This is a genomic window from Yersinia sp. 1652 StPb PI, assembly GCF_041538345.1.
In the GTDB taxonomy this organism is placed as follows: Bacteria; Pseudomonadota; Gammaproteobacteria; order Enterobacterales; family Enterobacteriaceae; genus Yersinia; species Yersinia enterocolitica_E.
On the sequence record NZ_JAULSM010000001.1, the window covers coordinates 3,581,923 to 3,595,301 of the forward strand.

Here is a 13,379-nt window from a genome sequence, read left to right on the forward strand (position 1 = left end):
AAGGAGTAACTTTGATTACACATGTCAGCCCACTCGGCTCAATGGATCTGTTATCACAGCTCGAAGTGGATATGCTCAAACGTACAGCCAGCAGTGATCTGTACCGTTTATTCCGTAACTGCTCCTTGGCAGTTCTCAATTCAGGCAGCCTAACCGATAACAGCAAAGAGCTTTTATCGCGCTATGAAACTTTTGATATCAATGTATTGCGCCGTGAACGAGGTGTAAAACTCGAACTGGTAAATCCACCAGAACATGCTTTTGTTGATGGCAAAATTATTCGTTCATTACAGGCAAATCTGTTTGCGGTGTTACGCGATATTTTGTTTGTGAATGGTCAAATCGTTAACGCTGGGCGTTTTCAACATCTCGATATGGAAAGCTCCAGCCATTTGACCAATCTGGTCTTTTCTATTTTACGTAATGCCCGAGCCCTCCATCTTGATGAAGACCCCAATATGATTGTGTGCTGGGGCGGCCATTCAATCAATGAAACTGAATACTTGTATGCCCGTAAAGTGGGGAGCCAACTGGGTTTACGAGAGTTAAATATTTGCACTGGCTGTGGGCCAGGAGCGATGGAAGCACCGATGAAGGGTGCCGCCGTTGGCCATGCCCAACAACGTTACAGAAATGGCCGTTTTATTGGTATGACTGAGCCTTCCATCATTGCGGCAGAGCCACCTAATCCGCTGGTCAATGAATTGATTATCATGCCGGATATTGAGAAACGGCTTGAAGCGTTCGTCCGCATCGCGCATGGCATCATTATTTTCCCAGGCGGCGTAGGAACAGCGGAAGAGTTGCTCTATCTGCTAGGCATATTAATGGATCCAGAGAACAGTGAGCAGGTACTGCCACTTATCTTAACCGGACCAAAAGAGAGCGCGGATTATTTCCGAGTGGTGGATGAGTTCATCATAAACACTCTCGGTGATGGCGCGCGCAAATACTACAAGATAATTATCGATGACCCGGCTGAAGTCGCCCGTCAAATGAAAAAAGCGATGCCACTGGTGAAAGAGAACCGCCGTAATACGGGGGATGCTTATAGCTTCAACTGGTCTATCCGTATCAAGCCAGATTTACAGCATCCGTTTGAACCGAGTCATGAAAATATGGCGAATCTCAATCTGTCTCATAACCAGCCACCTGAAGAACTGGCTGCGGCACTACGCCGTGCATTCTCAGGCATCGTTGCGGGTAACGTAAAAGAAGTGGGAATTCATGCCATCGAAGCCTATGGGCCTTATAAATTGCATGGCGATCCACAATTGATGAAACAAATGGATAGCTTACTGCAAGGATTTATTGCACAGCATCGAATGAAACTGCCTGGCACTGCTTATACCCCTTGCTACGAAATTTGCAGCTAAGCCTTAACTAGTAATACCTCACCGGGCAGCGCCAGCACTTAGTCGTGTGGCTGCCCGACATTAATCTGGCTTAATGACTATATAAGACAGGCTATGCAAATCCATCTTCTTATCGTTGATGCACTTAATCTGATTCGTCGCATCCATGCCGTACAAGGTTCACCTTGCATTAATGCCTGCCAGCATGCGTTGCAACAACTGATTCAGCACAGCCAGCCCACCCACGCTGTGGCCGTGTTTGATGAGGATGATCGTTCCGATAGTTGGCGTCATCAATGCTTGCCTGATTACAAAGCTGGCCGCTCACCGATGCCGGACAACCTGCAACAAGAAATGCCGCAGATCCGTGAGGCGTTTAGCTCACTCGGGGTCGCTTGCTGGCATTCTCCTGGCAATGAAGCCGATGATCTGGCGGCAACTTTGGCGACCAAAATTGGTGGAGCCGGCCATCAAGTGACGATCGTTTCCACCGACAAAGGTTACTGCCAACTGTTAGCGCCAAATGTACAGATTCGCGATTACTTCCAAAAACGCTGGCTGGATATGCCATTTGTAAAACAAGAGTTTGGTGTATTGCCACACCAACTGCCTGACTATTGGGGGCTTGCGGGCATCAGCAGCAGCAAAATTCCGGGCGTCGCGGGGATAGGTGCCAAAACTGCCGCACTGCTATTGCAGCATGCCAGCAACCTTGAAGCGCTTTATCAAGATCTGGAATCAGTGCCGGAGAAATGGCGGAAGAAATTGCAGCAACACCAAGATATGGCATTTATCTGTAAGCAAATCGCCACACTGAAAACCGATTTGACATTAAGCGGTAACTTGCAACAACTTAGGTTACCTTAAAATTAAGGGGCCAAATGGCCCCTTGCGGATAACACGATACTCATATTCCAGTAATTGGAGCCACCGCTAAACCACTGCGGCTGCAAGTACCAAAGATATATGACTATTGGCGTTCATCCCGACGCCCCGGCACACCGGACCAGATACGACGCACATGCACCGTCACTTCTTCACGGTCATGATAGAGCTGTTTAGCTTGAATATGGGCATTGATACCGTTTTCTTTCAACTGTTCATCCATCATTTCCATATTTTCCAAAACGATTTCAAAACGTTTTTTCATCGGTAATTTCAAGTTGAAAATTGCCTCACGGCACCAACCGTTTACCAACCACTTGATGATAAGTTGCGTCACTTTAGCCGGTTTTTCTACCATATCGCATACTAACCAATAGATATTGCTACGCGTTGGCTCATATTTAAAACCATCGACGCGATGATGGGTTACCTGTCCGGTATCCATCAGGCTTTGTGCCATCGCACCATTATCAATAGCCTGAACCATCATGCTGCGCTGCACTAATTGGTAGGTCCAGCCACCGGGGCAAGCACCTAGATCAACTGCATGCATACCACTGGCCAAACGCTCCTCCCATTCATCCGCAGGGATAAACACATGAAAAGCTTCTTCCAGTTTTAAGGTTGAACGGCTTGGTGCGTCAGATGGGAACTTAAGACGGGGGATACCCATATAGAACGGCGAGTTATTATTGCTGTAAGAGTAGCCAACATAACAGCAACCAGACGCGATAAAGAACACGTGTACCACTGGCCGATGAGGATTTTCACGGGCAGAAAGAATTTTTTGTTCCCGCATTGCGCTGCGTAAAGGTACCGTTAACTTACGGCAAAACTTAAGCAACTCTTTGCTTTCATTGGTATCAGGAACTTCAACACGTAACTCACCGGCTTTTTCAATAACACCGACTAACATCCCAACAATCGGTGAAACACGGTCTTCCGGCGGCAAATCTTTTAATAACTCACCCACCACCATCATCTGGCGGGCAAAAATCAACTCACGAAAAGGCACTTCACGAATCAAGCGATCGGCATCTTCCAACTGATAGCACTCAAACAACACATAACCGCTGTTTTCTTTTACTCGAGCGAAACCAAAGATTTCAAGCTGTGCCGCTTTCGCAGTAATTTCTGCCGCACACTCTTTCTCAAAGCCAGAGCGGCAATATAAAGCAATTTTATTATTCATGGCGTTCTGCCCTTTTTCTTAGACGCAGCGCGCCAATCAACATCAAAATCCATCCCGCCAGAAAACATACGCCGCCGATTGGCGTGATATATACCCACAGTTTCAGGTGCGATAGAGCCAGGCAGTATAAACTGCCGCTAAAGAGTAGCGTTCCGAGCGCTAACAAGGCACCACTCCAGTAAAACCAAATACTTACTTGCCGTTGCATCGCAACAGCTAACGCCAGAATCGCCAGCGTATGGAACCCTTGGTACTCCAGCCCAGTACGAACCCAGGCCATCTCATTCGGCCCCAGTGAGGCGCTCAATACATGAGCACCAAAGGCACCGAAAGCGACATAGAAAAAACCGCTCAGTGCGGCAAATATCAGCATTAAACGACCATTCATCGTCATTAACCTTAAATTAGATAGAGTTATACCCTTCGTACTCGACATTGCAGAAATGCTAGCTGCGACTCCAATGACGTGGGTATATCGTTATATCGCCCGACAATAGCCCATTTTATCGTAGCGGGTTACCATCGTGAATGGGTTGTCATTACTACGCAGATAGGGTGATTAATCAGTTCTCATAGCGAAAGCGTAACTTTTCTTGCTCGCTGGCAGCTCTTGCCAATATCCACTGACGAAAGGCGGCTATTTTACCTAGTTCTGCCTGACTGTCATGACAAACCAGATAAAAAGCATTTTTACTCACCAAAACATCATTAAACGGGCACACCAAGCGCCCTGCTTCAATCTCTGCCTGAGCCATGACGTTATTCACTAACGCAATACCTTGGCCGTGAACGGCAGCCTGAACCACCATAGCACTATGGCTGAATATCGGACCTTGTTGCACATTAATTTGAGGAACACCCAATTGACGGGTATAGGCCATCCAATCCCGGCGGGAAGTATCATGCAACAACGTATGATTAGCCAGATCTGCCGGTACTTTTAATCCATGCTCACCCGTTAATAAAGTAGGCGCACAAACAGGAAGTAAGAATTCTGCATACAAACGCTCAGTACGCAAACCAGTCCAATTACCCCGACCATAGAAAATAGCCACATCAACGTCATCAGCAAGTTTGTCCTCCTCCCGATCCACCGCCTGAATCCTGACATCGATCCCCGGATAAGCCGCATTAAATCCAGATAGACGAGGGACCAGCCATTGAATAGCAAAGCTAGGAGGGAGGCTTACAGTGAGCGCGCCTTTCGCGCTACGCGCCTGCAATTTACGAGTTGCTTCATTGATCGAGGTAAAAATCTCTTTAATATCGAGGTAGTAGCTTTGCCCCTCCTCAGTCAGTAACAGCGAGCGGTTACGACGGCGGAACAGTTTTAGCCCGAGAAAATCCTCCAGGGATTTTATCTGGTGACTAACAGCCGCTTGCGTGACAAATAATTCATCAGCAGCTTTAGTAAAACTCAAGTGGCGTGCGGCCGCATCGAAAACCCGCAAGGCGTTCAGGGGTGGTAATCGTTTTGACATGAATTGGATACTTTTTTATAACGGCTCATCCTTAGATGAAACCCTTTGTTTACTTATTAGTTTTTATAATCCGAGACATTATAAATTGTCCGTTGATGATGCGCCAGCAAATACCTATAGTGGCGGCACTTCCCAAGCCGGAACGAAAAGTAGGTTTAGTATCCAGGTACTGAAATGCTTTTGGCTTTGTGGTTGTGATGTTGTGTTTGCAAATGGTCTGGTAGTCCAGACATAGTAGCTAAGCTACTGTTTTTTTTCACTTCCTGTACATTTACCCTGTCTGTCCATAGTGATTTTATGCAGCACCGCTATTTTAGCGGTGCTTTTTTTTACCCTATTTTCAGCGCTTAAATTTAAACGCGACTTTGCCTTGCACATAGTCAGAGCTTAAATTTAAGTTGTTGCAAAGGGTTTGATTGCCGTATTAGGCATCTTTTGAACGGTGACTTCGCGTTAAACTACTTACCCTCAGCCATTTCTTTTACTTCTGAACGGTTAATTTGCTGCTCGGTGCCGTTGGCATCGGTGTAGCTTATCATCCCGGTTTCATCATCTACTTTAGGTTTACCATCAGCAACGATAGTGCGACCATCATTGGTATGCATAACATAGTTGCTTGAACAGGCTGCTAAGGTAAAAGTGAGCATAAGTGCAGAAATTACGGCAGCTGTCTTTTTCATGGGTGACTCCTTGCAGATTAAAATGCTAAAAAACTCATTTTCATTACCAGACAAATGGTTATGTCCGTTACTATTTAGCATAACTCACTTATGACATATTTCCAGTGAACCGAGCCATTAGCGGGCAAATTATGAACAAAATGAGTCAAAATGAGACAGTTCCGAAGTAACCCAAAGGATGAGAACAACAGTATGAAAGCTTTTAATCCCACGGATTTTCGTCAGGAATTCCCGGCTATTAGTGATGAGATAACCTATCTGGACAGTGCGGCAACTGCGCTGAAACCCCGCGCCATGATTGAGTCGACGCAACAGTTTTATCAGCAGGACTCCGCAACAGTACATCGCAGCCAACATCAATCAGCATTGTCATTGACGGTTCGTTTTGAGGAAACCCGCCAACAAGTGGCCGACTTTATCAATGCACCCGCAGCAGAAAATATCATTTGGACCAAAGGCACTACCGAAGCCATTAATTTAGTAGCACAAAGCTATGCCCGCCCTCGCCTGCAAACGGGCGATGAAATTATTGTCAGTGAAGCTGAACATCATGCCAATTTAATTCCCTGGCTTATGGTTGCAGAGCAGACAGGGGCCAGAATGGTTAAATTACCCATCGGCCTTGATCACCTACCCGACCTACAGCAATTACCGCAATTGCTTAATGATAAAACACGCATATTGGCGCTGGGCCAGATGTCTAACGTCACGGGTGGTAGCCCCGAGTTAGCTCAGGCAATCGAACTTGCCCATCAATATAACTGCGTAGTGATGGTAGATGGGGCGCAAGGTGTTGTGCATAACCCGGCAGACGTTCAAGCGCTAGATATTGATTTCTACGCTTTCTCAGCCCACAAGCTCTATGGACCGACCGGCATAGGCGTGCTGTACGGCAAGTCTGAATTACTCGACGAGATGCCAGCCTGGCACGGTGGCGGTAAAATGCTCACTCATGCTTCCTTCGGTGGATTTACGTCCCATGAGGTGCCATACCGTTTTGAGGCTGGTACGCCAAATATTGCTGGCGTCATTGGTTTCTCTGCCGTTCTTAGTTGGCTCGAACATATTGATCTGGCAGAAGCAGAAACCTATAGCCAAAATTTAGCCACATTGGCAGAGAATAAACTGGCTAAATTACCGGGTTTTCGCAGCTTCCGTTGCCAGCAATCTAGTTTATTGGCGTTTACTTTCGATGGTGTGCACCATAGCGATTTAGTAACGTTATTGGCCGAACAGGGCATCGCACTACGCGCCGGGCAACATTGCGCACAACCACTCATGGCAGCATTAGGGGTAAGTGGCAGCCTGCGTGCCTCATTCGCACCGTACAATACCGCGAACGATGTTGATATATTGTGTAACGCAATAGCTAAGGCTCTGGAACTATTGCAAGATTAAGAACTAACAGATAATAATTTCGCCCAATAACCACCGGTCTAATTGAGAAGATGATGATTGCCCCACACCCTTTTGGTCACGATATTACTGCTGCTAAACTGCTGGAGATATTCAGCGTTCATAAACAGTGGGAAGATCGTTATCGTCAGTTGATTTTGCTGGCAAAACAGCTTCCGTCATTGCCGGAGCCACTAAAACAGAATCAACTGGAGCTAACTGGATGTGAAAATCGAGTGTGGCTGGGGCATCAACGCCTGCCGGATGGCAGCTTACATTTTTATGGTGATAGCGAAGGCCGTATTGTTCGTGGATTACTGGCGGTTATTTTAACTGCGGTGGAGGGGAAAACCCCACAGCAGGTATTAGCAGAAGATCCATTGGTGCTGTTTGAGCAGTTAGGGCTACGCCAGCAGCTAAGCACCTCGCGCGCCAGCGGTTTACTGGCGCTGGCGCAAGGTGTAAAGGCTATCGCCGCCCAATATATAGAGTAGGAGCTATTTCACCTGACGGGCTGCTTTCGCCATCATTTTTTTCAATGCATGGGACACAGCAACAAAACCAAAGGTCGCAGTAACCATGGTTACCGAGCCAAAACCTGAAGTACAGTCCATTTTTTTGGGGCCTTGCGCTGTACTGCGCGAAGCACAAACTGATCCATCAGCCTGGGGATAAACCAGTGGTTCGCTGGAAAAAACACAGTCGATCCCCAGTTTACCTTTGCTATTTTTCACCACATTAAAGTCATTTTTCAACCTTTCACGTAGCTTAGCCGCCAGCGGATCCTGAATGGTTTTTGCCAGATCTACTACCTCAATACGTGTTGGATCGAACTGCCCACCGGCACCACCGGTGGTGACTACTGGGATTTTATAGCGGCGACAATAAGAGAGTAGTGCCGCCTTAGGCCGTACACTATCAATTGCATCAATGACATAGCTAAAATTGTTATTTAAAAGCTCCGCGACATTATCCGCAGTAATAAAATCATCAATACACGTCACGCGGCATTCAGGATTGATAGCCAGAATACGTTCCGCCATCACTTCGGTTTTAGCTTGCCCAACATTGTGCCGTAAGGCATGGATCTGACGATTAGTATTGGTTACGCAAACATCATCCATATCAATCAACGTAATCGCGCCGATACCCGTGCGCGCCAGCGCTTCCGCTGCCCATGAGCCGACACCGCCAATACCAATGACACAGACATGCGCCTGCGAAAACAGTTCCAGCGCCTGCTGACCATATAGACGCGCTATGCCACCAAACCGCTGTTGGTAAGCTTCGGAAAAGGCTGTGTTCATCAATGTGTTACCTTAATTGCTTCGAAATGACGTTAATAATATCGATGATATGAAGACAAAAGCGGCCAATTGGCCGCCTGATAAAGAGTGAAACCGACCGTATACCGGCAATTGCAGGTAATAAGAAAGCTTACTGACCCTGATTATTCACCAGTAATGATGAACCATTACCCGCTGGCGCGACTGTTTTGCCACCTTGATAAGCGGTAAATAGCGGTCCGCTGCTTTGGGCATTTTTCAGTACCCAAACCCGACCATAATGATTGTAGAACCCAGCGGCCTGCCCAGCTTCATGGCCAATCCCCTGATAGATATCAAAGTGCTGACCTTTAATCGCACCACCAACATCCAATGCCACCATCAGGCGCATCTGATATTGACCGGTGAATTTCCCCTGATTATCCAGCAAAGGCACTTCAGCTAGTAATGTGGTGCCTGGCGGAATCAAGGAACGATCAGATGCAACTGACGCTTTGGCAATCAATGGAACCGCACTGGCCCCTTTCACCGGCGCGTACATTTCTGGTTTAAAGAACACAAAGGACGGATTCTGCTCTAAAAGCTCTCTGACCTCAGCTTCACTATGGGTTTCAGCCCAGTGGCGGATGGCTTGCATCGACATATCTGCTTTAGCGACTTCGCCACGATCAATCAGCACTTTGCCAATACTGCGGTAAGCATGGCCATTTTTACCTGCATAACCGAAGAAGGTCAGTGGTCGCCCATCGCCATAATCAACATAGCCGCTGCCCTGCACTTCCATCATAAAGTTATCTACCAGCGAATTGGTGTATGCGATAACTAAACTACGGTTATCCAATGCACCTGCATAGATAGCAGCGCGATCGGGTAAACGACGCTTTCCTTTAGCAGGCATCCGATAAAGTGGGTGGCGGAATTCACCTTGTGGCGTATAACGGGCCTGAAGCACCGGAGTGTAGTAGCCAGTAAACTGTACGTTACCGAAATTATCGACCCCCTCCATCTGATAGGCATTCAAACCAAATAAACTTAGCTTGCTGGTATCGGCCCCTGCCAACATCCAGTTTTCGACCGCATTGAATGTATTACTATTGCGGTTATAGAGACCCGGTGAAGATTGGTTAATCACTTTCACCTGATCAGAATAATCTTTTGCGTTAACTGGCTTACCTGTTGCATTTGGTTCATTCACCAGTTCCAGTGATTGCTCCAGACGCCCATCCTTATATTGCTGCCCACGATCGGTTGGCCGCGATTGGCACCCCGCCAGAACAGCAATCATTATTCCACTTAGTAGGTATTTGCCCCAACGACTTGTCATTTCACGCCTTCTTTTACTCATTTTATCTACTGGCGAACGATAACAAACGCCTATAGATAAAGGAATCAGCAGGTGGAAAAAAATCCTCCTGACCCCGTTATGGGGAAAAAGGAAACAGATAGTTGATAAATTAATCGAAAAAACCTCTTTACCCTAATTAAGTGGCAAAACTACTTGCAACAGATCTCATCCAGAGTATAGTGCGCTCAATCGGACGCGGGGTGGAGCAGCCTGGTAGCTCGTCGGGCTCATAACCCGAAGGTCGTCGGTTCAAATCCGGCCCCCGCAACCAACCGATACTGGCTACCAGCAGTATCAAATGTCGTTCGATAGTCTTGAAAGTTAAGACGAATTAGGTAGAATAGTAGTGAGAAGCAAATAAAAGTGTAGTGACGGACGCGGGGTGGAGCAGCCTGGTAGCTCGTCGGGCTCATAACCCGAAGGTCGTCGGTTCAAATCCGGCCCCCGCAACCAATTACACCATTAAGTAATAAAAGTAGTAGTAAGATAGAAAATAGTATTAAGACGGACGCGGGGTGGAGCAGCCTGGTAGCTCGTCGGGCTCATAACCCGAAGGTCGTCGGTTCAAATCCGGCCCCCGCAACCAATTCTTAATCATTTTCATATCAACATCAGACACCCTTAAGGGTGTTTTTTTGTTTCTGGCTTTATACCCGTCATACTTCAAGCCGCATGTGTGTTGGCTGCTTTCGTTCACCCGAATCATTGACTAACGTCAACTCATCGGGATTATCTCAGTTGCCACCTTCCTGCAACTCGAATTATTTAGGGTATATCTCTCAATCAATAACAATGCCCTACGCGTTAAAGTCGGGCCATCGCCCCACCGTTAGCAAAATAGGCTTTGATGCCAGCAAAAATAGATTCTGCGACTTGTTGCTGAAAACGGCTGGTACGTAGTTTGCGCTCTTCTTCCAGATTACTGATAAATGCTGTTTCAACCAAAATTGAAGGAATATCAGGTGCTTTCAATACAGCAAACCCCGCCTGATCGACACGGTTCTTATGCAGCGTATTAATTTTCCCCATACGATTCAGCACTTCTTTACCAAACTTCAGGCTGTCATTAATAGTCGCCGTTTGCAGTAAATCAATCATGGTATGGTCCAGATAGCGATCACCACTTTTGCTAACCCCCCCAATCTGGTCGGCCTCATTCTGTGTCTGGGCCAGGAAACGCGCGGCGGTACTGGTTGCGCCCTTGGTTGATAGCGCAAAAACGGAGGAACCTCTGGCCGCCTGACTGGTAAATGCATCCGCATGAATTGAAATGAATAAATCTGCCCGCAGTTTGCGCGCCTTCGCTACCCGCACTTTCAACGGGATAAAAACATCTTCATTACGGGTCATAAACACCCGCATATTGGCTTCTTTTTGAATTAACGCCCGTAACCGACGGGCAATTTGTAGCACAATGTCTTTTTCACGGGTTTTATTTCTACCAATAGCACCAGGGTCTTCCCCGCCGTGACCAGGATCCAGCATGATAACTATCGGTCTATCGCGCCCTGCTTTGCCTGCTTTTGGTGTCTCTGCGGGTAAGCTACGCTCCACGTCGCCTTTATTATAATCTTCCAATAATGCCAACAATGGATCGTCCTCAGCAGAGCTGTTGCCCTGAGCGGGATATAAATCCACCACTAAACGATTTCGAAATTCAGCAAAAGGTTTTAGAGTAAATAGCTGGGGGCTGATGCTTTGCTTCAACTCCAAAACCAAACGGACGGTATTTTTATCAAACTGCCCTACTCGGGCTTGCTTCAGATAAGGGTCACCGGACTGAACCTGATTAGTTATCTGTTTCAGGACGCTATTTAAATGTACCCCTTCAATATCAACCACAATACGATCAGGATTGGTAAGAGCGAACTGACGATACTTCAGCGGAGTATTGGATTCCAGCGTGACTCGGGTATAGGTTGAAGAGGGCCAAACCCGGACTGCAATAATATGTGAGGAAGCAGCAAATCCAACTCGACTAACACTCAGCATCCAGGCGCTCGCAGCACCTTGCAACAGACGACGACGCCCAGGATTATGATTTGAATCTGCCATGTAACTCCAAAGTAACTACCAAAATATGAATAAAAAGCGCACAAAAAAATTTATGTGCAAAAACTTTAACGAATCAATCCCACGCTGTCATTAGAAAAACATTTTTATGTTATTCAATTTATTAATACAGATACGCCATACATATGCATTTGATAGTAATTTGGTGCTTGCCATCTTGGTCAAAAAAGAATAAAAATACAAAAATACCGAATAAAAATTCAAAGAGGGTCTGCCGTGAAGGAACGTAGTACTGAACTGGTCCAGGGATTTCGCCACTCAGTTCCCTATATCAACGCGCACCGTGGCAAGACATTCGTTGTCATGTTGGGTGGCGAGGCGATTGAGCATGAAAACTTCGCGAATATCGTCAATGATATCGGTTTGTTGCATAGCCTTGGGATCAGGTTGGTCGTGGTATACGGCGCACGCCCACAGATCGACAGCAATTTGGCACAGCATCATTACGAACCTATTTATCACAAGCATACCAGGGTAACAGATGCCCGAACTCTGGAAATGGTGAAACAAGCAGCCGGCCTATTGCAGTTGGATATCACTGCAAGACTATCAATGAGTCTCAATAATACCCCGCTACAAGGCGCGCATATTAATGTAGTCAGTGGCAACTTCATTATTGCTCAGCCGCTGGGTGTGGATGATGGTGTCGATTATTGTCATAGCGGGCGTATTCGTCGTATCGATGAAGAGGCAATTCACCGTCAATTAGATAATGGCGCAATCGTGTTACTAGGCCCGGTTGCTGTATCGGTGACCGGCGAGAGCTTTAATCTCACATCAGAAGAAGTTGCCACCCAGTTGGCTATCAAACTGAAAGCAGAAAAGATGATCGGTTTCTGTTCATCCCAAGGGGTGACTGACAGTGAAGGTGACATTATTTCAGAGCTGTTCCCGAATGATGCTCAAAAACGGATTGAAGATCTGGAACAAGAGGGTGATTACAACTCCGGCACGGTACGCTTCCTACGTGGTGCAGTGAAAGCTTGCCGTAGCGGTGTACGCCGGAGCCATTTACTGAGTTATCAGGAGGATGGAGCGCTAGTCCAAGAGCTATTCTCCCGCGATGGTATCGGTACACAGATTGTTATGGAGAGTGCTGAACAAGTGCGCCGCGCTACCATCAATGATATTGGTGGCATACTTGAATTGATTCGCCCGCTGGAACAACAAGGCATTCTGGTGCGTCGTTCGCGGGAGCAGCTTGAAATGGAAATCGACAAATTCACGATTATTGAACGGGATAATTTGACGATTGCCTGTGCAGCGCTCTATCCGTTCCCTGAAGAACAAATAGGTGAGATGGCCTGCGTGGCAGTACATCCTGACTATCGCAGCTCTTCTCGGGGAGAAATGCTATTAAAGCGCGTTGCTAATCAAGCGCGGCAGATGGGGCTTAAAAAGCTGTTTGTACTCACCACCCGCAGTATTCACTGGTTCCAAGAACGCGGTTTTACACCTGCCGAAGTAGAGGTTTTACCGATTCAGAAGCAGGAACTGTATAACTATCAGCGGCGCTCAAAGATTCTGTTGGTTGATTTGTAGCCGTATTGATTATAAATATTGCGACCAAATGCTTTATCAGGGTTTTATTTAATTTATTCCCAACATAATTAGCGTTACAGGGAGGCCGCAAGCAGCGGCCCCCCTTGCCAGACCAAGGAATGGTCCGCGTAACGTGTTCCTTGTG

At 46.9% G+C, this 13,379-nt stretch carries 12 protein-coding genes and 3 tRNA genes; 8 read left to right on the plus strand and 7 right to left on the minus strand.

Annotation, left to right across the window (positions count from 1 at the left end):
* Nucleotides 1-11: 11 nt before the first annotated feature.
* Together ppnN and xni are read left to right on the plus strand one after the other, a co-directional pair.
* Nucleotides 12-1,376: a nucleotide 5'-monophosphate nucleosidase PpnN gene (ppnN, locus tag Q2T71_RS16360; RefSeq protein ID WP_372559775.1), complete on the plus strand. Its 1,365-nt coding sequence runs from the start codon at nucleotides 12-14 to the stop codon at nucleotides 1,374-1,376.
* Between the two features lie 93 nt (nucleotides 1,377-1,469).
* Complete coding sequence (xni, locus tag Q2T71_RS16365; RefSeq protein WP_372559776.1) at nucleotides 1,470-2,222, plus strand: flap endonuclease Xni; 753 nt, start codon at nucleotides 1,470-1,472, stop codon at nucleotides 2,220-2,222.
* A gap of 103 nt (nucleotides 2,223-2,325) precedes the next feature.
* Here the strand turns inward: xni and rlmM are convergent, their stop codons facing one another.
* The 4 genes from rlmM to Q2T71_RS16385 all read right to left on the minus strand — a co-directional run bounded on the left by rlmM (nucleotide 2,326) and on the right by Q2T71_RS16385 (nucleotide 5,593).
* Nucleotides 2,326-3,432 carry a 23S rRNA (cytidine(2498)-2'-O)-methyltransferase RlmM gene (rlmM, locus tag Q2T71_RS16370; RefSeq protein ID WP_083162900.1) on the minus strand — a complete coding sequence of 369 codons (1,107 nt, stop codon included), beginning with the start codon at nucleotides 3,430-3,432 and terminating at the stop codon, nucleotides 2,326-2,328.
* Nucleotides 3,425-3,820, minus strand: a complete 396-nt coding sequence (locus tag Q2T71_RS16375; RefSeq protein ID WP_083162898.1) for a DUF423 domain-containing protein — start codon at nucleotides 3,818-3,820, stop codon at nucleotides 3,425-3,427. The genes rlmM and Q2T71_RS16375 overlap by 8 nt, the downstream gene beginning before the upstream one ends.
* Before the next feature lie 175 nt (nucleotides 3,821-3,995).
* A complete protein-coding gene (locus Q2T71_RS16380) occupies nucleotides 3,996-4,913 on the minus strand; it encodes a transcriptional regulator GcvA (protein ID WP_083162896.1) in 918 nt (305 codons plus the stop codon).
* A gap of 458 nt (nucleotides 4,914-5,371) precedes the next feature.
* Nucleotides 5,372-5,593, minus strand: coding sequence for a YgdI/YgdR family lipoprotein (locus Q2T71_RS16385; protein ID WP_005166349.1), 222 nt, complete (start codon nucleotides 5,591-5,593; stop codon nucleotides 5,372-5,374).
* Between the two features lie 192 nt (nucleotides 5,594-5,785).
* On the opposite strand from Q2T71_RS16385, the gene csdA reads away from it, so the two are divergent.
* Together csdA and csdE are read left to right on the plus strand one after the other, a co-directional pair.
* Entirely contained in the window at nucleotides 5,786-6,991 is a 1,206-nt protein-coding gene (gene csdA, locus Q2T71_RS16390) for a cysteine desulfurase CsdA (protein WP_372559777.1), read from the plus strand.
* A gap of 50 nt (nucleotides 6,992-7,041) precedes the next feature.
* Nucleotides 7,042-7,482, plus strand: coding sequence for a cysteine desulfurase sulfur acceptor subunit CsdE (gene csdE / locus Q2T71_RS16395; RefSeq protein WP_372559778.1), 441 nt, complete (start codon nucleotides 7,042-7,044; stop codon nucleotides 7,480-7,482).
* Between the two features lie 3 nt (nucleotides 7,483-7,485).
* Here the strand turns inward: csdE and tcdA are convergent, their stop codons facing one another.
* Together tcdA and mltA are read right to left on the minus strand one after the other, a co-directional pair.
* Nucleotides 7,486-8,295 (minus strand): tRNA cyclic N6-threonylcarbamoyladenosine(37) synthase TcdA, encoded by an 810-nt coding sequence (tcdA, locus tag Q2T71_RS16400; RefSeq protein ID WP_372559779.1) that lies wholly within the window; start codon nucleotides 8,293-8,295, stop codon nucleotides 7,486-7,488.
* Between the two features lie 130 nt (nucleotides 8,296-8,425).
* A complete protein-coding gene (mltA, locus tag Q2T71_RS16405; RefSeq protein ID WP_372559780.1) occupies nucleotides 8,426-9,598 on the minus strand; it encodes a murein transglycosylase A in 1,173 nt (390 codons plus the stop codon).
* A gap of 215 nt (nucleotides 9,599-9,813) precedes the next feature.
* Here mltA and Q2T71_RS16410 point away from each other — a divergent pair.
* From Q2T71_RS16410 to Q2T71_RS16420, 3 genes are all read left to right on the plus strand, one after another.
* Nucleotides 9,814-9,890 (plus strand) — tRNA-Met (locus tag Q2T71_RS16410).
* Between the two features lie 105 nt (nucleotides 9,891-9,995).
* Nucleotides 9,996-10,072, plus strand: a tRNA-Met gene (locus Q2T71_RS16415).
* Between the two features lie 56 nt (nucleotides 10,073-10,128).
* A tRNA-Met gene (locus Q2T71_RS16420) sits at nucleotides 10,129-10,205 on the plus strand.
* Nucleotides 10,206-10,423: 218 nt separating this feature from the next.
* Here the strand turns inward: Q2T71_RS16420 and amiC are convergent.
* On the minus strand, nucleotides 10,424-11,674 hold the full coding sequence (gene amiC / locus Q2T71_RS16425; protein ID WP_372559781.1) for an N-acetylmuramoyl-L-alanine amidase AmiC: 1,251 nt from the start codon (nucleotides 11,672-11,674) through the stop codon (nucleotides 10,424-10,426).
* A gap of 234 nt (nucleotides 11,675-11,908) precedes the next feature.
* On the opposite strand from amiC, the gene argA reads away from it, so the two are divergent.
* Nucleotides 11,909-13,234 (plus strand): amino-acid N-acetyltransferase, encoded by a 1,326-nt coding sequence (gene argA, locus Q2T71_RS16430; protein WP_372559782.1) that lies wholly within the window; start codon nucleotides 11,909-11,911, stop codon nucleotides 13,232-13,234.
* Nucleotides 13,235-13,379: the final 145 nt, after the last annotated feature.